This is a genomic window from Myxococcales bacterium (genome assembly GCA_022563535.1).
In the GTDB taxonomy this organism is placed as follows: Bacteria; Myxococcota_A; UBA9160; order UBA9160; family UBA4427; genus DUBZ01.
The window spans coordinates 1-18,074 of record JADFNE010000050.1 but is presented as its reverse complement, the minus strand read 5'-3'; the positions used below and the strand labels follow the sequence as shown (position 1 = coordinate 18,074).

The window sequence follows — 18,074 nt, the reverse complement described above, 5'->3', positions numbered from 1 at the left end:
GCGAGATCCGCGCTGATCACAACCCTTTGGAGTCGAAACGATGAAATCACCAGAACTGGTCCGAGTTGTGATCTCCCTCGCCTTTCTCAGTCTGATGATGGGTTGTGCCTCTTCAGCCTTGCAGGGAAAGCGAACGTTCACGAGCGGGGAGACGATGTCGCGACCCTCGCGAGTTTTGGTCTACGACTTTCGTTCGGATCTCCCCCAGGTCAAGGCCGACGATCGCAGGGAACAGCAGGAACTCTTTCATGAATCGCGGGATGCGCTCGCCGAGCAACTCGTCAGCCGACTCCGCAGCATGGGGTTCATGGCGAGACGTGTTGGACACGACATCAAACCCAATCCCAATGAGATCATGGTCGAGGGCAGGTTCGTCAGCATCGACAAGGGCAACCGGTTTACGCGCAACGTCATCGGCTTCGGTATCGGGTCTACCGAGATGGTGGCTCAAGTTCAGGTCCTGCGAGCGAGGGCCGACAATCCGAACAAGCAACTCCTGTTCGACTTCCGCGCAGTGTCAAAAGGGAGCAAGAAACCGGGCATCATACTGCCGGTCGGGATGGGGGCCCAGGCAGTCGCAGTAGCTTCGGGGGCTGTGGGGGTGGTGGGCGAAGTGAAGGGACCCGTCACCCAGGATGCGATCCGCATGGCGGATGCAATCGCAGATGATCTCGGTTTGTTCTTCGTGAAGCAGGGCTGGGTGTCGCAAGAAGCCCTCGAGAAATAGCTCGACGTCACCATGCAAATTTTCTGGGCAAGGCAAGCGATTAAAAGGGAATGCGCACCGACACGTTCGCCGAGTGGTTCGTGACATCGCCGCCAAAGAAACCGTCGTAGCCGAACTCGATCGTGTTCGCAGATTTCATCGGCTGAAAGCCGAGGTGGGCTCCGACTTCCACGCCGCCGCTCGCGTCACTCGCCTTGGACTTGAAGCTGCCCGCGCCGGACGGGGCGCCCTGCATCCGGGCGCTGAAGTTCCGGTCGAAACCGACAAAGGCCTGTCGCCACTGCGCAGTTACGCTTGGCATCCACAGACCATCCGCCCACTCGAGCAGTTCGCCGACGTAGCGATACTTCAGGATGTTGGCGCTGAACCGCAACCCGGCAGTCCCGCTGACAATGTCGGTCTGGCGAGCCTTGAGATCGAGCGCGATTTCGGCGTTGCCCTTCTCCTTCACGGCCTCTTCTTCGACGTGCGAATAGTCGATCGAGGCGTTCGGCTCAATCACGATCGGACCGACCTTGAAACGATAACCGGCACCCAGGGCGAGACTGATACGATCGCTGTCGTACTGGCCCTCGAGCCTGGCAGCGCGAAAATCAACGTCCCGGTCGATGTCGTGGAAGCCGTGGCTGTAACTGAAGGAACCTCGAACACTCAAGGGTCCGCGGACGGTGCCCACAGCGATACCCAGGTCAACACTTTTGAAGCTGCTGTCAGCGCCGCCGTCGTGATCGATTTCAATCGTGCCGTAGCCCATGCTCCCGCTGATCCAGAGGTTCTCATTCCACTTATAATCGACGCCGACGAGCGCGCCAACGGCGATTGAATCGTAGCCTCTGTCGAAACTGAGGCTGTTCTGACCGAAATTGCCAATCACTTTGGCCCAGGGCATGAAGCCACCCGAACCGCAGGGGTCTTCGGTGACGACATTGGGAAGCGGCGCGTACTGAAAACGCTCGCAACGCATGGAGCGCTGCTGGAGTTCTTGCTGCTGCACTCGGCCCCAGGAGAGAATGTTGCTCGTGTGTGCGTCGTAGCTTTCGGCGTGGAGTTGAGCGAGGGCGGTTGTGAGTTGGTTGGCTGGCAGCAAATCGAGGGGAGAGATGACCCCGTCAAGGAAAGTCATGTCGGCGTTCAGCCGCGCGTCGTCCAAATACTGCCCGGTGTTTCGCTCGCTGGCTGAGCGCGCGAAACTTTCGTAGGTAAATATGCGCGTAGCAGTAAACACAAACTCATCGACACCCATACCGACGTCCACGAACGCAGTCGAAAACGAGAAGGTTACGATCGTCGGCAAGATCTCTTCGTCGAAAGAACCCGTAATGCCTCCGGTCGCCCTGATCAGCGTATAGTCGCCTTCGTTGAGGACTCCCTGGATCGTCACCAATACTGAGGCACCTATTTGCAAAGGATCCATTGGGTCTGGACTCGTCGGGTCGAGCGTGAGCGCGCCAGTCAGCTTCAGCTGGCTGTCTACGACGGCCTCTCCCACGATAAAGACCATGACGGAGTTCGCTTGCTGGCTAAAGCCAGAAGCCTCCACGTCCAGTTCGACCACGCCGTCAAAAAGCAAGGCTCCGGTCTGCATGACGATACCGTCTTCAAATACGGTCGGGGAACTGGTCGATACCCTCCAAACAAAAGCATCATTGAAATCAGCGGGACCGACTACGAGCACCTCGAATTGGTCCGCGTCAAATAGATCGATGCTTCCCACCGTCGCCGCGCCGACCGGGTCTGCACCCAGGTGTAGGGTGTCGCTGCCGGGGCCGGCGTCCAGTGACGGAATGACGGCCGAAGGTCTGAGGAGCAACGTGTCGTTGTCGTTGCCGAGGTTGATGTTCCCGGTCACGCTAACCCCGGGATCGTAGTCGAGCGTATCTTCGCCATCGCCCAGCATGATTGAACCGTCGACGGTTGAGTTGATGAAGAGTTCGAGAACGTCGTCTCCTGCACCCAAATCGATATCACCGGTCACTAACGCGTCAGAGGTGATGATGACCGTATCCATGCCGTCGCCCGCGGTGAGGTTACCCAGCAGGACCCCGCGATTGGAAATCAGCACGTCATTCGTTCCGTTGCCAAGGCTGATTGCACCCATGATCTGAGCATCAGAACCAATTTCGATCGAGTCGTCAGCGGAACCGCCAGTCACGTTACCTACGAGGAGGGATCCTATTTGTAGCCCCAACAGGTTTTCCTCTCCTGCGCCCTGAGATAGATCACTTACGCCGAGTTGGATATCTCCGTTAACCGTCGAACCGAGACCAACAAACCCTCCCCTCAGAATCACTCTGTCGCGTGTGTCGCCACTGCTTCCAGTCGTTATGGACCCGGTGTAAATAGCGCCAGACTCGAAAAACAGAGCATCGCTACCGGGGCCGAGATCAATGTTTCCAATCAATACCGCGCCACGGTCGATGGTGAGCACGTCCGCGCCATCCATTAAATTGATATCGCCCGTCACGGTCGACCCATCGCGAAGCGTAATTTCTTCTATCGCTACGCTGCCTACGATCGCAGCGCCCGCGTCAGTCGTGATCAGACCGCCGCTCAAGTTTTCGACGGTGTTGATGGCGCCAATATCCGTCCCCGTAAAGACGATCGCAGAACCCGCCGCGTCCGAGCCGCCCGTGATCGTGCCGCTGTTGGTGATGGTTGCGTTGTCGCCGATCTCGATGGCGTTATGGGTAGAGACTGTCGCAGTGATGCTGCCGTCGTTCGTGATGGTGCTGTTCGCGCCGTCGAGACTGACATTTCCATTCACCATCGCGCCGCTGCTGATGGTGAGCTCATCCGAACCACCCAAGAGATCGATATCGCCCCCAATGGTTGCATCAGTGCCAACATCGACAAAGTCGTCGTTGGCGCCACCCGTCACGCTGCCGTCGAGGAAGGACCCTTCCTCTAGAATCAACGCGTTTCGCTCGCCCGCGCCCGTGGGAACTTCGCTGTCGCCGAGATCGATGTCTCCGTGCAGCGTCGAACCTCCGCCGCTACTTCCTCTCAATGTGATTGTATCGTTGCCGTTTCCAGCTTGAACGTTCCCGGTAGTATCGGCGCCATCTTCGAGAATCAGCTGATCATCACCGTCTCCGAGATCGATGTTTCCATTCACGGTCGCGCCGCTTTCGATCGTAACCACGTCCGCAGCGCCGAACAGATTGATGTCGCCGGTAACGGTTGATCCGTCTCGAAGGTTGATGTTTTCGGTGCCAACGCTGCCTACGATCGCAGCGCCCGCGGCGGTTGTGATCACTCCGCCGCTCAAGTTTTCAACGGTGTTGATGGCGGTCGAATCCGTTCCTGTAAAGACAATTGCGTCCGAGCCACCCGTGATCGTGCCGCTGTTGGTGATGGTTGCGTTATTGCCGATCACGATGGCGCTCTGGTCACCCGTGATTGAATTGTTATTGATGATGGTCGCATCATCACCGATCACGATGGCGTTCTGGCCAGCGTCTATTGTCGCAGTGATGTCGCCATTGTTCGTGATGGTGCTGCCCGCGTTGAGGAGAATGGCCTGGGCGTCCCCCGTCTCCGCCTCCACCGTGTCGCTTGACGTTTCTACAGTCAGGTCGATGTCATCCGTTTCGAAGACAGACGGTTCATACGCTGTCGAGGTATCCGTGCAGGTAACAGTCGTTCTTTCTCCCATAACAATTGGATCTTCCACGCAATCCGCCAACGCCGATTCCGTGGCAACCGCGCACGAAAGTGCGATCCAAATTCCCGCCAGTCTTCCCGCTCTGCCCACCGCTCTACTCACGTAGTCTTTCCTTTGTTCTGAAGATCAAAACGACCGACGTCGACATTGCTGACAATGGCGCCGAGGGTCGCAACCGAGGGCAGTCTGCCCCCTGAGAAGTGCCAGTTTCTGGGGAGTGGGTGTCGGAAAAACCTTGTAGTTGCGCATCGATAGCACACTAGAGACACTAAGTGGTGAAATAGATTCCCTCGGGGCGCGAGGCGCAATTTCCCGCACTGCCCGAGCCTGCTGTCGCCCCCGTGCTATCGAATCGATATCAAGCGCGCGCCGCAAACTGGAGATGAGATGAAGTTCCTGAACGAGATCGGACCCCGCGAGGCCGACTTCATTGATGCACAGCACGTGTTCTTCGTCGCCACGGCCCCGTTGTCCGCCGATGGCCACGTCAACCTCTCACCCAAAGGCTACGCGAGCTTTGCGCGCCTCGACGCAAACACGGTGGCGTACATCGACCTGGGGGGCAGCGGGATCGAGACCCACGCGCACTTGCGCGAAAACGGCCGCATCTGTCTGATGTTCTGCGCTTTCGAAGGCGATCCCCTGATCTTGCGGCTCTACGGCACGGGCCGCGGACATCAATACGGCACGCCCGAATTCCATGCCCTGAGACACCACTTTCCCGAAATCGAAGTTCCGGTGCGGGGCATCATCGAAGTTTCGGTGACGAGTGTCCAGCGCTCGTGCGGTTTTGCGGTTCCCAACTACGAGTTTCTGAGCGATCGCGAACAACTGAAGGAGCACAACGCAAAACGAAACCAGCAAGAGTTCATCGCCCACCGCATCTCGACCAACGGCACGAGCATCGACGACTTGCCCGGGCTCGAGAGCATGGAATGAAGACCTGGCAGATTCAGCGCCATGGCGAGCCCACCACCGCCATCGAACTCGTCGACACCGAGATCCCCGAACCCGAAGCCGCTGAAGTTCGCATTCGCGTCGACGCGGCGGCGATCGGCTTGCCCGACGTTTTCATGTGTCGCGGCACGTACGCTTTCCGTCCCGAACTCCCGTTTACTCCCGGCCAAGAAGTGTCGGGCACGGTCGTGGCCAAAGGCAGAGATGCAAAGACCGCAATTGGCGAGCGGGTCATGGCGGTGACTTCCTTCTTTCGAGGCTTCGGCGGCCTGGCGGAAGAGGCGCTGGCCCTCGACGGGGCGACCCACCCTGCCCCCTCCGAGATGGATTCGGCCGAAGCCGCGTGTTTTGTCATTCCCTATCACACGGCCTACATCGGGCTCGTGACCCGAGGCCAATTGCAGCCGGGCGAAACTCTGGTCGTGCTCGGGGCGGCCGGCGGAACCGGAACTGCAGCGGTGCAACTGGGCTGTGCACTCGGCGCCCGGGTGATCGCCGTAGCGGCCGGCCCCGAAAAAGGTGAACTGTGCCGCGAACTCGGGGCCGACCTCGTCATCGACCACCGGAAATCGGACATCGCGGAAGCGATCCGCGACGCGACAGCCGGAAAAGGCGCCAATGTGATCTACGATCCAGTCGGCGGTGAAGCTTGCGACGCGGCACTCCACGCGATCGCGAGCGAAGGCCGACTGCTGATCATTGGATTCGCGAGCGGAAAGTTTCACGACGCGCCCTCGGCCGTGCTCATCCAGAAGAATGCGTCGATGGTGGGCGTCTATGTCGGAGCGTATTCGAAGCCATTCACCAGCACAGTGCACGAAGCATTGCTCGAACTCTGGCGCGACAAGAAGATCCGCGGAGTTGTCTCCAGTCGCGTCGGCTTCGACGAAGCTGCTGTGGTCCTCGAAGAACTGGCGAGGCGCCGGAGTATGGGAAAGACCATCGTCTATGTCTGAACTGAGTCTGAACTGATGCCTGAACAGGACCGCGACGAAGCAGCATGATTTCGAATCGTATCGTCAAGGCTCTGTTCACTGGCATCTGGGCACTCGCAATGGCGGCCGCCTGCTGGGGGTGGTTTCGCAGCGGGCTCGAGTTTCGTGACGTCCCCGAGTTGTTGGACGCCTGGCTCTCACAGTTTGGGCTGGGGCGGGCGGCCCTGATCTATGTCGTGCTCTACACCATCCGTCCGTTGGTCTTGTTTCCCGCGACGCTGCTCACGATCGCATCCGGCATGCTGTTCGGCCCCTGGCTGGGGATCCTCTTCACCATCATCGGCGAGAACGCGAGCGCAAACTTCGCCTTCTGGATTGCGCGCTGGCTGGGTCGAAGTTGGGTCGACGATCGCGAAGAGGGGCGCATTCGGGCGTGGGACGACAAGATTCGCAAAAACGCCCTTACCAGCGTCCTGCTCATGCGCTTGCTCTACGTTCCCTTCGACGCAGTCAACTACGGCTGCGGTCTGACTTCGATGCGGCAACGCGACTTCTGCATTGGTACGTTTCTCGGCATCCTGCCCGCGCTCGTATCTTTCGTGTTGCTCGGGGGCGCCGGAGCGGCGGGCGTCGAAAATCGCATGCTGCTGTTCGGAAGCGCGGTCTTCTTTTTCGTCATCGGGCTGATCGTGGCGAAACTTCTAAAGCGAGTATCTCCGGAACAAGAAGCCAGTTGACAGTCTGCCTTCGACAAGCCCCCGACAAGCCCCCAACAATCCCCCAACAACAGGAATGATTCATGAAGGTCTATACGACAGCCCCTCTCGATGATCCTCGGGATGCCCGCAAGTCGTTTTCCCGCCTCGAAGAAATTGGCTACGACGGAGCGTTCAGTTTCGAAGCCAAGCACGACCCGTTTCTTCCGCTGGTTCTGGCGGCCGAAAACACCCAAACCTTGCGGATCGGTACCGCGATCGCCATCGCCTTTGCGCGCAACCCGATGAACCTCGCCAATCTCGCGTACGGCATGCAGAGCATCAGCGAGGGGCGCTTCGTCCTGGGCCTGGGCTCTCAAGTGAAGCCCCATATCGAAAAGCGCTTCAGCATGCCGTGGTCTGAACCCGCAAAGCGCATGCGCGAGATTGTGCTCGCCATCCGCGCGATCTTCGACGCCTGGGAGGGCAAGGCCAAGCTCGACTTCCGCGGCAAGTTCTACCGGCACACGATCATGATCCCAGCCTTCGACCCCGGTCCCAACCCGTTTGGACCGCCGCCGATCCTCACCGGTGGCTTCGGCCCCTTGATGACCGAAGTCGCGGGCGAAGTTGCGGACGGCTTCATCGGCCACCCGTTCAACAGCCGCAAAGCGCTGCTCGAAAACACCATGCCCGCCCTCGCATCGGGGCTCGCAAAGAGCGGGCGCAAGCGCGAGGACATCGAGATCATCTGCGCGACGCTTACCGTGACCGCTGCCGCAGACGATGAACAAGGTTTCGAACAGATCAAACACGCTGCGCGCAAGCAAATCGCCTTCTACGGTTCAACGCCGGCGTACCTCCCGACTCTCGCGTGTCATGGTTGGGAAGATCTGCATCTCGAATTGAATCGGATGTCCAAGCAAGGCAAGTGGGACGAGATGACGGATCTGATCAGTGACGAAGTACTCGAGACGATCGCGGTGGTCGGGCCGCGCGAAGAAATTGCGCAACGGATTCACGAACGGCTCGATGGCATTGCTGACGGAGTGAGCCTTACGCACAACCGCGCGCCCGACCCTACCCAGTGGGCCGATATCGTTCCGAAAATTCAGCAAGGTTGAGGGAGTTTTTCCCGGGCGCTCTGCGCCGGGTCAGTCTTCTTCTCTCACTCTTCTTCTTTAGAGACGGGAGTCACGTCCACGATGGGGCCTCGAGGAGCCGGCTCGTTCTCGAAGTGGATGGGGCCCGGCGGAGTGCCCGAGTGGTGTACATGAATTCGGTTCTCGGCGATGGCTCGTTCGAAGCGTTTTACGACTTCGGCTTTTACTAGCGCGCGGAAGCCTGGGACGAGGCACAGGAACCCGAAGAGGTCGGTGAGAATGCCCGGGGTAACGAGAAGCGCGGAGGCGACCAGGATCATGATCCCGTCGACCAGAGAGTCGGTGGGCATCAAGCCCTTCGCCAGCTGCTGCTGGACGTGAGAGAGCACGCGCAGGCCCTGGTTGCGGGCCATTGAGGCGCCGACAATTCCGGTCAGTACGATCAGCGCGATGGTTTCGAGACTGCCGATGCGAGATCCCAATTCGATCAGCAGCAGCAGTTCCAGCGCAGGAAGTGCGATGAACAGCAGCAGGAGTCTTCCCATTTGACGAGGATCGCACAGTTCGCGGGCTGGCGCGCAGGCATCCGGGTGCGAGGTTTGGTATCTAATGCCCCGCGCGATCGACTGTGTCATTCAATAGACGTCCACCCCCAAAAACACCCCCAACAAAAAACCAGGGAGACCCTCGATCACTGAGGGCCGGTGCCGTGCACCGGAGACAGCAGCATGAAGAGCCTCAAGCCGGGTCAGCCGATCCTGACCGTTTCACATCTCAAACGTAAATTTGGTGATCGCAAGATTCTCACCGACGTGAGCTTCAGCCTGCAGCCAGGCGACCGGGTTGGCGTGCTCGGGGTCAACGGGGCGGGCAAATCGTCGTTGATGCGGATCGTCGCTGGACACGACCCGGACTTCGAAGGGGTGTGCGTCCCCGCCAAGGGCGCTTCGGTGGGATACGTCCCCCAAGAACCCGAACTCGATCTGGACAAGACCGTGCGCGAAAACGTCGAACTCGCAATCGCCGAAACTCGTTCCTATATCGCACGCTACGAAGAGATCCTCAAGTTGTGGGAAGATCCGGAAGTCCTCGAGAGCGAAGAAAAGACCAACGCGCTGCTCGAAGAACAAGGTGAAGTGCAGGACATCCTCGAACATCGCGACGCCATGGATCCGGCAAAACTCGACGCCAAGATCGAGATGGCGATGGCCGCACTGCGACTTCCTCCCGGAGACAAGAAAACCGCGCAGCTTTCGGGTGGCGAAAGGAGACGAGTCTCGCTCTGCAAAGAACTGCTCGCGCAACCCGACCTGCTGATTCTCGACGAACCGACCAATCACCTAGACGCCGACACCATCACCTGGCTCGAAAATTATCTCGCCAACTATTCGGGCACCTACATGCTGGTGACCCATGATCGCTACTTTCTGGACCGCGTGGCAAACCGCATGCTCGAAGTCGCCCACGGTGAGGTCAAGTCGTACACCGGAAACTATTCGAGCTTTCTCGAGGCGAAGGAGGTTCAGGAGGACATCCAGGATCGAACCGACGCCAATCTCAGGAAGGCCGTCGCCCGGGAACTCGAATGGATCCGCTCGACCCCCCAGGCTCGCCGCACCAAGAGCAAGGCGCGAATCGACGCTTACGACAAGATGGTCGAAGAAGCTTCGAAGATCATTCCGGCTCAAGAAATGGATCTACGAATTCCCTTCGGCCCGCGCCTCGGCAGCAAGGTCGTCTCCCTGCGCGGAGTCTGCAAGGCGTACGACGGTAGGGTGTTGTTCGAAAATCTCGATTGGGACGTACCGCCCGGAGCCATCGTGGGCATCACCGGGGCAAATGGGCTGGGGAAGACCACGCTCATCAACTTGATCACCGGCCGCGACACAGCGGACAAAGGTGAGGTCGACGTCGGAAAGAACACGAAGTTTTGTTACGTCGATCAGAACCGGCAGGATCTCGATCCCGAAAAGACTGTCTACGAGGAAGTCTCGGGCGGGTCGGAGATTATCGAGTATGGGGACAAAGAACTTTCGGTCCGCCACTACCTGGCTCGGTTTCTGTTCACCGGGGCAATCCAACAGACGCCGGTCGGTCGGCTCTCGGGGGGCGAGCGCGCCCGTGTCCAACTGGCCAAGATCCTGCGCAAGTCCTCGAACTTCGTCATTCTCGACGAACCCACAAATGATCTCGATCTCATGACCTTGCGCGTGCTCGAAGAAGCGCTGGGCGCATTCCCCGGCTGCGCGATCGTGATCACCCATGATCGCTACTTCCTCGATCGCGTCGCCACCCACATCCTGGGTTTCGAAGGCGACGGCAAAATCGAGTACTGCACCGGCTCCTGGGAGATCTACGCCGAGCAGCGGGCCAAGCGCGAGGCCGCGGGCGAGGGCACCTCCAAAGCATTCAAGCACCGCCGCATCGAGCGGGCGCACTGAAGGTTCGTAGTTCGAGAGAATCTCTACCCGGTACGCGGCGCGAAGCCATCGGTGTAGAGTGTGTCATGCCCGCCATGTTTGATGCTCCCAAATTCCATGCACGTGCCCCCTGGTGGGGGCCGGACCTCCAGACCCTGCGAAACCTGTTGGTTGGGTCCGCGCCGGAACTGCCCGCCAACGAATCGACGCGAATTCCTCTGCCGCTCCTCGACGACAGCGGCGATGTGCTCTCCGGTATCTTGAACGAGCCGGCTTCCTCGAATCGAACCGACGCCAAGCCGCTCGTCGTGTTGATCCACGGGCTTTCGGGTTGCGAAGAGAGTTCTTACATGCTGAACAGTACAGGCTATTGGTTGGCGCGGGGTCACCGGGTATTGCGTCTCAACCTGAGGGGAGCCGGTCCATCGAGAGCGACCTGTGGTCAGCAATACCACGCGGGGCGCACCGGAGATCTGCGGGACGCACTCGGAGGATTATCTCCGTCGCTTCGGGCGGACGGACTGCTGCTATGCGGCTACTCCCTTGGCGGCAATATGCTGCTCAAATTTCTGGCCGAGCACGGCGAGCGCTTTCCCATCATTGCCGCCGCTTCGGTCTCGGCACCGATCGATCTGGCCGCGGCATCGGCGCGGTTTCTCGACGCGAGAAATTGGGGCTATCACCGGCATCTACTGCAGAAGATGAAGCACGAGTGCTTCGAGGGTCCGATTGACGTGAGCACGAGCGAACGCCGGACCATCATGGCGTGTCGCAGCATCCTCGAATTCGATGAGCGCGTGGTCGCGCCGCGAAACGGCTACCGCGATGCATCCCACTACTACGTGGAAAACCACGCGCAAAGGTTTCTATCCGAAATCAAGATCCCCACACTCCTGGTACACGCGCTCGATGATCCCTGGATTCCGAGCCACGCCTATACGAGCTACCCATGGAAGCAAAACCCTTCGCTTCATCCGGTCCTTGTGGCCGGCGGTGGACATGTCGGTTTCCATGCCCGGGGTAGTACCGTGCCCTACTACGATCGCTGCTTTGGCGCCTTCGCAGATGCACTACGAGCCTGAGCCCAGAACATTCCTCGATCTGTCGATGTGGTAGGCTCATTCTTTCCATGCCGATTCGTGTAGCCACGCTAAATATCTGGTCCCTTCCCGGCCCGCTGGCGCGGCACAAGCCGGATCGAATGAAAGCCATCGGCGCGGTGCTTCCGGATTTGGACCTCGACGTGATTGCGTTTCAGGAGGTGTGGACCCGGCCCTCGCGGGACGCGCTGGTCGCGGCGGCCGAGCATTCCGGGCTCGCACACATCTGGCACAACCCGAACCCGTGGAATGGCGGCGGTCTGCTGATCGCCTCAAAGCTCCCCTTTCGCGAGATCCAGTTTGAGGCCTTCGTGGCCCGGGGATTTCCGGAGCGTCTTCAACATCTGGATTACTACTCGGGCAAGGGATTTGTGCACATCAGCCTGGAGACCCCCGACGGCACGATCGCCCTGATCGGTACCCACCTGCACGCGAACTACACCCGGCCTGGGGACGACGACATGTACCTGGGAATTCGCGCCGCGCAGCTCATTCAGGTTGCGGCGGGTTTGTCCCAGATCACCGATCCGGTGATCGCGATCGGGGACTTCAATCTGCTGGAAGACGAAGCTGCCTATCCAATGTTGCTGGGTCTCACTGGGCTTCGAGATCTGGCTGCCGAACTCGATCGCCGCCAGGCAACGACCCTCGCGCAAAATCCTTACCATCATCCAAAGCATATCGACGAGCGTATTGACTACGTTTTCTTTCGCGATGGCGCACGACTCGGTCTTCGGCCCCTTTCGATCGAGCGAAACTTCGATCAACTGCTCGACTTCGACGGCGAAGCCGGATCCTGTTCAGACCATTCGGGACTCGTAGCGGAATTGGAGGTCCATCCCGAACCTGCGGCCGAGACGAAAGATTTCTTGTCGGCATCTTCGTTCGAGATCGGTGCCAGACTGCTCGAGGAAGGAAAAAACGTTTCGCAACGCCAACGCTTCGCGAAAAAAGGACTGGGTTTCGCTTTCTTCGCCAAACCGCTGGGACTCAGTGCGTGGATGAGCCGGCTTGAACACGCTGGCTACGACTTTGCAGAACGGCAGCTGACTGAACTTCGGAGAGACGGATGATGCGCGTTGTGGGGCGAATACTCGCACAGTCGAGCGCGCGCCGACGGGCAAGCGCGCTAATCGCCATGCTGTGGCTGTGCTCGGCAATCGGCTGCGAAACCGTGCCGAGCAAGATTCCGGAACTGCCAGTCGCCGAATCGTTGCGCCACCCCGCAACCGGCAGTGTGATCGGAACCCACGGTCTGTACGGAGGCTTCGCCTGGCGCGGCATTCCGTACGCCGCCCCTCCCATAGGTGAAAATCGTTTCCGGGCGCCGGACTCGGTCGAACCCTGGAACGGAACGCGCAGAACACTCCGGTTCGGCGCCTCGTGTCCGCAATACGCGACCTCGTGGGGCGGTGATACGTCTGCGCCAGACGGAGAACGCGTGGGAAGTGAAGATTGCCTCTTTCTGAATGTGTACGCGCCGGAGTTCGTCTCGAGTTCTTCCGCACAGCAACCCGGCAAGCTCCCCGTGATGTTCTGGATTCACGGGGGAGGGAATCTTTACGGCACGTCGTCGTTCTATAACGGAAGCCGACTCGCAAGCGAGCAACAAGTTGTCGTCGTGACGGTAAACTACCGGCTCGGTTTTCTCGGATGGTTCAGGCATCGAGCGTTGCGGAGCGATGCGGGCCCGATCGATGCTTCGGGAAATTTCGGCACCCTGGACCTGATTCGCGCGCTCGAATGGGTGCAGGAAAACATTGAAGCCTTTGGCGGCGATCCGAACAACGTGACGATCTTTGGGGAATCGGCTGGCGGCTGGAACGTCGTCAGTTTGCTCGCGTCTCCATTGGCCAAGGGGAAGTTTCATCGCGCCATCGGTCAGAGCAGCCTCAGCTGGAGTACCTCGCCGGCCCGAGCCGAAAACTATTCCGACGACAGCGAGCCCGGAGATGAGTCGAGTTCCGGCGAAGTCCTGATTCGGCTGATGCTCACAGACGGGAGGGTTGCCAACCGCGAGGAAGCCAAGCAGGCCATCGCGACAATGGATGACTTTTCCCTCAGCCGTTACCTGCGAGAGAAGTCCGTTGCCGAACTCTTCGCCGCGTATGACTTGCCCAATACCGACGATCAAGCCGACGATCAAGCTGACGAACCAGACGACGAAGCAGACGCAACCACGAGAGCCGCTGAATACTCCTGCCCTCGGATGTTTGAAGACGGCGTCGTGTTGCCCTCAACTCCCCTCGGCCACGCATTCCGAGCCGGCTCTCGCTTCAATCGGGTTCCGGTCATGCTCGGAACCAACAAGGACGAGGAAAAACTCTTTCTCTTGTTCAAGCCGGAATACTCTTCACAGCTTTTCGGGCTCATCCCCCGCTTGCACGACCGAAGTCGCTACCTCCGCGACACGGAAGTCATCACACGAATCTGGAGAATGATGGCCGTAGACGAATTGGCCAAGGACCTGGCGCGCGCAATGCCAGGAGAGGTCTTTTCGTACCGGTTCGACTGGGACGAAGAGCCGAGCATCTTCGGAGCTGACATCGGAGAAATGCTCGGCGCCGCACACGGCTTTGAAATCCCCTTTGTGTTCGGCCACTGGAACCTCGGGCCCGATACCCATCTGCTGTTCACCAAATGGAATCTCTCGGGCAGGGAAACTTTGGGAGCCGCCATGCGATCCTATTGGACCGAGTTCGCGACGCTCGGCCACCCGGGCAAGGGACGCAACGCAGAGCTTCCCCACTGGGCCGCCTGGACCGACGGCGCGGCTCGCTTCGCGATCCTCGACACCGAGCGCGGCGGCGGGCTGCGCATGACCGAGGGGAGCGAGACAGCGCTCGATATTGCGTCGAGTATCATTGCGGATTCGAGCTACCGGACCCTGCGACGTCGCTGCATGGCGCTCGCTGCGATTCACGATTGGGCACCGCTGTCGTTCAGCGTGGAGGAATACGCAACGATCGGCCGGGGTTTGTGCCACGCACATCCGATCCAGGAGCTACTCGATTCATTCTAGCTCCGGGCCCTACTCCAAGCTCCTACTCCGTACACACAACCGAGTCAGGAGGGGTGCGGGTACAGCGCATGCTCTCCGTTACTCCGCTCGACATATAGGTGCAGGCCGTGCTCGTTGCCTGCATTTGAACCTGTGCTCGATCTGCGCCGGCCACGGTCTCGCAAGCCGTCTGGCCCCGATACGTGATACAGACGCGACACTCGAGCCCCGTCTGATCGATGGTGGTGTAGACCAGCGCCGCGATGAACGCAGCTCCGAGTAGCAAGCCGACAAGGGTTCGATTCATATCGATGCGTACACTAGCGTTTTGTCCGGCATGGGTGTCAATCCCAGCTTGGCAATTGTGGCCGGTGTGTCATGCTTTGCGCGTCCCCCGACGTTGGATCCGCACACACGCCCTTCGTATCGCGTGAATGCGCTTTCGGCGCATTCGCGCACAGAGACCCGGGAGACCTCATGCAACCGCATTCACGATTTCCGCGATTCCCAAGATATCCGAGACGAATATGCAGTGTCGTCGCACACTTCACGTTCTGCACGATTTGCACCTCAATCGTTTTGTCTGTGGCCAGCCTTGCCAGCGCTCAGTTCACCACCTTGGATCCGCAGCAAGTGAGCAGCCACGCGGGGGTGAACATCAGCGCTGTGGTGGCGGATCGGGCAAACAGCGACCTCAAATCGGTAGGCCGCGCTGACCTCTACGCCGAGGTTGGCTTCGTAAATTATTCGATCTACGGCGCGCTGCCCGCTTTTGCGACCCTGTCCGGCAGCCCGAGCAACGCGACGATCGGCAATCTCGAAGTCGGCGGCGCGCACCGCTGGACGTCCGGCGGGAGGATCTCAGTCGTGTCCCACGTGGGCCTGGTGTTCCCGACGGCAAGCAGCAGTGACAAGAAGGTAGCTATCGCGGAGGCAGGAAGTTCGGGCAAAATTGGTGATCTCTTCGTGAGCAGTCTGCCCAGTCTCTGGGGCATTCGCGTCGCAGCTTCGCCCCGCGCAGATTTTGGAGCCTTCTTCATGCAGGGCGATCTCGGCTTCGACTTCCTTTTTCCCAACCATCAGTCTGACGAAGTCGGAATGCGAACCAGCGTTGGGGCTGGCTTCACGGCGGTGCTTGCAACCACTACGATCGAAGTTGCAAATGCGGGGCTCCTCTCGCAAAAGCACTCTTTCGATCAAACCGCGAGCATCGGCGTCGTGCTGAACGCACTGTTCATCCGTCCTCGCATCACCTATACGACCAGCCTGGGCAATCAATTTGGCGAGGAGTACACCCTGACGGCGGGTGCCTCGATCGGCTTCTGAGCGAACGACCGTATGGCTTCTGGGCGAAAGTCCGTATTAGGGACGCACGATCAGCAGTTCGCCAGAAGCCCGCACGGGACGGACCATTGAACGTGCGATGACGGTCGCGTTGCCGAGCTCTCCACAGCGTTCGGCCAATTCCGTAAAGGGCGAGCGACTCGGATCCCCAACGATGATCTGCTTGACGCCGGCTTTGAGCGCGCGCTTGACCAGATTGAACAGCACCGGGGTCAGGGCATCCCAGAAACAGATGTCTGCCCCCAACAACACGTCCACCCCCTTGAGCCGCTCAACGGTCAGCCGCTCGAAGCGCGCCTGTTCGGTGGCAACCCGTACCCCGTTGATCTCCGCATGCAGGTCGAGGTACGGAAACACGTTGCGATCGGCGTCCGTTCCCGTAACCCGAGCATCGAACTGCTTGGCGCAGTAGATGCCCAGGAGCCCCCAGCCACAGCCGATTTCCATCACCCTCGACCGGCGTGGGAGCGGATTCCGCTTCAGGTGGTTCATGATCAGAAAACTCGAGTTCCAGAACTTGTGCCCGTGGATCTCCGGCATATGTCCATCGCGCTTCAAGCGACGAACGCTCGCGTGGTTCGAGTTCAGAATTTTCAGGCCAAATGCGGTTCGCGAGTCTCGGTTCTGTTTCATGGCGCGCAAACTTACATGAGGCCCGTGCGGATTGCTGCCGAATTGAGGCCTGAAATGAAGGAGGGAGCCGCATCCGGCGCTCCCCTCTGCGGAAGACGTTTGCATCTAACGCAGAGGGGGTGCGGGGATCGCGGTGTTATCCATCTAGATGGAGTCTAGATGTTGGAGACTTAGAAGAGATACTTGAACCCGAGAGTCAGGTTGTTGGTGACGCCTGAATCGGAATCAATAAGCACGGTGTCCTCGAGTTGAATCGCCGCGTTTGGTGCAAAGTAGAATTCTGCGCCAAACTTTGGACCAACCACAAAAAGTGTGTCGGTCTCGCTACCAGAGCTGGTTTCAATATCGGTAAAGGTGATACCAGCCACGCCCCCTGCGAAAAACAGAAAATTCTCCTCGGGGCCCATTAAGTTTGAGTTGATTCGAAATTGACCAGTCGGAGTGATGGCAGCGAAGTCTACGTCTTTCGAGAGCAGCGCAATTACGGAAAACCCTCCGCCGAATTCCCATCGCGCATTCGAGGTGGTCTTGGTTACTGTAACCCCGAGGAGCAACGTGTCTGAATTTCCTCCTCCGTCTGGAGCACTGGAAATCACACTGAAGATTCCTGTGATTGCGGTCCGGCCTCCAATTTCAATCGCACCCTGGGCACTCGCCTGGGACGCAAAGGCAATCGTCATCGCGATCACCACGAACGTGCTCATGCAAACTCTAGTCATTGCTCGTGTCTCTCCATTTTGGTCCAGTCGACACCCGACCTCCCCATGAGGACGGTTGCATTGCCTGGATTCCAGACGGGGGGGGCTGGATCTAGCGGTTGGGCATTTTGAAGGCGATTTCACCCTCTCCTTCCAATCTGCCCGATTGGGGGGTCTGTTGTGCATTGGAGTCTTCGGTCACTCGCGGTGTCACATAAGTGCCAATTTCATTGGCGGTGACATAGCCATCATTGTTTAGATCGGCTTCACCTGAAAGTGCTTCGATCAAGCGCGTCGTGAAGAGACCGCGTCCCTCTCGTTCCAGTACTTCTTCACCTTCGCCGCCCGCGGTCACCATCTGGACCGAGCGCAGGCTCGTTACCTTGTCGATGTAATTGAGAGAGCTTTTCTTCACTACGCCAATACCCCGGGTAAAACCGAGTCCCGAATAACAGGAGTCCATCGCGTAGTAGACATGCTTCGCCGGCAGTCTATTCGTAAGTTCCCGCAGCTGACGCATTGGAATGCCGGTAGAAAAGACCCGCTGGGGGTCGCCATCGACGGGAATGATGTAGCCGCGTTTTTCGCCGGCCGGCCCGGGCAACGTCTCGGTCTGGCCGTGACCGGCGAAAAAGATCATCACCAGGTCGTTCTCCGAAGCGTGGGATTGGAGTTCGGAGCCCAGAAGGTGCAGGATCCCGTTGCGGGTGGCCTGTTTGTCGTAGAGTTCCAACACGGGATCGAAACCCAGCTTCTTGAGCTGAACTGCCACCCTGCGCGCGTCGGGGTTTGCGCCG

General features: G+C 59.2%; 16 protein-coding genes. 10 read left to right on the top strand and 6 right to left on the bottom strand.

From position 1 onward, the window contains the following. Positions 1-40 precede the first annotated feature (40 nt). A complete protein-coding gene (locus tag IH881_14665; protein MCH7868937.1) occupies positions 41-727 on the top strand; it encodes a DUF4410 domain-containing protein in 687 nt (228 codons plus the stop codon). A 40-nt stretch (positions 728-767) separates the two neighbouring features. Here the strand turns inward: IH881_14665 and IH881_14660 are convergent, their stop codons facing one another. Beyond that, entirely contained in the window at positions 768-4,382 is a 3,615-nt protein-coding gene (locus tag IH881_14660) for an autotransporter domain-containing protein (GenBank protein MCH7868936.1), read from the bottom strand. 396 nt (positions 4,383-4,778) lie between these two features. Here IH881_14660 and IH881_14655 point away from each other — a divergent pair, with 396 nt between their 5' ends. The 4 genes from IH881_14655 to IH881_14640 all read left to right on the top strand — a co-directional run bounded on the left by IH881_14655 (position 4,779) and on the right by IH881_14640 (position 8,102). Beyond that, entirely contained in the window at positions 4,779-5,330 is a 552-nt protein-coding gene (locus IH881_14655; GenBank protein ID MCH7868935.1) for a pyridoxamine 5'-phosphate oxidase family protein, read from the top strand. Next, positions 5,327-6,304, top strand: coding sequence for an NADPH:quinone oxidoreductase family protein (locus tag IH881_14650; protein ID MCH7868934.1), 978 nt, complete (start codon positions 5,327-5,329; stop codon positions 6,302-6,304). Before IH881_14655 ends, IH881_14650 begins: the two co-directional genes overlap by 4 nt. A 44-nt stretch (positions 6,305-6,348) precedes the next feature. Continuing rightward, positions 6,349-7,020, top strand: coding sequence for a TVP38/TMEM64 family protein (locus IH881_14645; protein MCH7868933.1), 672 nt, complete (start codon positions 6,349-6,351; stop codon positions 7,018-7,020). 62 nt (positions 7,021-7,082) lie between these two features. Then, positions 7,083-8,102, top strand: a complete 1,020-nt coding sequence (locus IH881_14640) for a TIGR03617 family F420-dependent LLM class oxidoreductase (GenBank protein ID MCH7868932.1) — start codon at positions 7,083-7,085, stop codon at positions 8,100-8,102. A 44-nt stretch (positions 8,103-8,146) separates the two neighbouring features. Here the strand turns inward: IH881_14640 and IH881_14635 are convergent, their stop codons facing one another. Then, the gene (locus IH881_14635; GenBank protein MCH7868931.1) at positions 8,147-8,626 is read right to left on the bottom strand and encodes an FxsA family protein; all 480 of its coding nucleotides are present in this window, start codon (positions 8,624-8,626) and stop codon (positions 8,147-8,149) included. 183 nt (positions 8,627-8,809) lie between these two features. Between IH881_14635 and ettA the strand changes: the two genes are divergently transcribed. The 4 genes from ettA to IH881_14615 all read left to right on the top strand — a co-directional run bounded on the left by ettA (position 8,810) and on the right by IH881_14615 (position 14,623). Continuing rightward, complete coding sequence (ettA, locus tag IH881_14630) at positions 8,810-10,522, top strand: energy-dependent translational throttle protein EttA (GenBank protein ID MCH7868930.1); 1,713 nt, start codon at positions 8,810-8,812, stop codon at positions 10,520-10,522. Positions 10,523-10,587: 65 nt separating this feature from the next. Next, a complete protein-coding gene (locus IH881_14625) occupies positions 10,588-11,583 on the top strand; it encodes an alpha/beta fold hydrolase (GenBank protein MCH7868929.1) in 996 nt (331 codons plus the stop codon). 47 nt (positions 11,584-11,630) lie between these two features. Then, positions 11,631-12,674, top strand: a complete 1,044-nt coding sequence (locus IH881_14620; protein ID MCH7868928.1) for an endonuclease/exonuclease/phosphatase family protein — start codon at positions 11,631-11,633, stop codon at positions 12,672-12,674. After that, on the top strand, positions 12,671-14,623 hold the full coding sequence (locus IH881_14615) for a carboxylesterase family protein (GenBank protein MCH7868927.1): 1,953 nt from the start codon (positions 12,671-12,673) through the stop codon (positions 14,621-14,623). The genes IH881_14620 and IH881_14615 overlap by 4 nt, the downstream gene beginning before the upstream one ends. 22 nt (positions 14,624-14,645) lie before the next feature. On the opposite strand, the gene IH881_14610 is transcribed toward IH881_14615, so the two are convergent. Then, positions 14,646-14,909, bottom strand: coding sequence for a hypothetical protein (locus IH881_14610; protein MCH7868926.1), 264 nt, complete (start codon positions 14,907-14,909; stop codon positions 14,646-14,648). Between the two features lie 326 nt (positions 14,910-15,235). Between IH881_14610 and IH881_14605 the strand changes: the two genes are divergently transcribed. Then, a complete protein-coding gene (locus IH881_14605) occupies positions 15,236-15,928 on the top strand; it encodes a hypothetical protein (protein MCH7868925.1) in 693 nt (230 codons plus the stop codon). A gap of 36 nt (positions 15,929-15,964) precedes the next feature. Here the strand turns inward: IH881_14605 and IH881_14600 are convergent, their stop codons facing one another. The 3 genes from IH881_14600 to IH881_14590 all read right to left on the bottom strand — a co-directional run. Next, entirely contained in the window at positions 15,965-16,579 is a 615-nt protein-coding gene (locus IH881_14600) for a methyltransferase domain-containing protein (protein ID MCH7868924.1), read from the bottom strand. A 170-nt stretch (positions 16,580-16,749) separates the two neighbouring features. After that, positions 16,750-17,298, bottom strand: coding sequence for a hypothetical protein (locus tag IH881_14595; protein ID MCH7868923.1), 549 nt, complete (start codon positions 17,296-17,298; stop codon positions 16,750-16,752). A 91-nt stretch (positions 17,299-17,389) separates the two neighbouring features. Next, positions 17,390-18,074: caspase family protein (locus IH881_14590; protein ID MCH7868922.1), on the bottom strand; the 685-nt coding region annotated here is incomplete at its 5' end.

Bases quoted from the DNA above. Each gene is read 5' to 3' on its own strand.
- IH881_14665 (MCH7868937.1), top strand. From the start codon at position 41: ATGAAATCACCAGAACTGGTCCGAGTTGTGATCTCCCTCGCCTTTCTC.
- IH881_14625 (MCH7868929.1), top strand. From the start codon at position 10,588: ATGCCCGCCATGTTTGATGCTCCCAAATTCCATGCACGTGCCCCCTGG.
- IH881_14650 (MCH7868934.1), top strand. From the start codon at position 5,327: ATGAAGACCTGGCAGATTCAGCGCCATGGCGAGCCCACCACCGCCATC.
- IH881_14640 (MCH7868932.1), top strand. From the start codon at position 7,083: ATGAAGGTCTATACGACAGCCCCTCTCGATGATCCTCGGGATGCCCGC.
- IH881_14645 (MCH7868933.1), top strand. From the start codon at position 6,349: ATGATTTCGAATCGTATCGTCAAGGCTCTGTTCACTGGCATCTGGGCA.
- IH881_14610 (MCH7868926.1), bottom strand. From the start codon at position 14,909: ATGAATCGAACCCTTGTCGGCTTGCTACTCGGAGCTGCGTTCATCGCG.
- IH881_14600 (MCH7868924.1), bottom strand. From the start codon at position 16,579: ATGAAACAGAACCGAGACTCGCGAACCGCATTTGGCCTGAAAATTCTG.
- IH881_14660 (MCH7868936.1), bottom strand. From the start codon at position 4,382: ATGGGAGAAAGAACGACTGTTACCTGCACGGATACCTCGACAGCGTAT.
- IH881_14595 (MCH7868923.1), bottom strand. From the start codon at position 17,298: ATGACTAGAGTTTGCATGAGCACGTTCGTGGTGATCGCGATGACGATT.
- IH881_14620 (MCH7868928.1), top strand. From the start codon at position 11,631: ATGCCGATTCGTGTAGCCACGCTAAATATCTGGTCCCTTCCCGGCCCG.
- IH881_14655 (MCH7868935.1), top strand. From the start codon at position 4,779: ATGAAGTTCCTGAACGAGATCGGACCCCGCGAGGCCGACTTCATTGAT.
- IH881_14615 (MCH7868927.1), top strand. From the start codon at position 12,671: ATGATGCGCGTTGTGGGGCGAATACTCGCACAGTCGAGCGCGCGCCGA.
- IH881_14635 (MCH7868931.1), bottom strand. From the start codon at position 8,626: ATGGGAAGACTCCTGCTGCTGTTCATCGCACTTCCTGCGCTGGAACTG.
- ettA (MCH7868930.1), top strand. From the start codon at position 8,810: ATGAAGAGCCTCAAGCCGGGTCAGCCGATCCTGACCGTTTCACATCTC.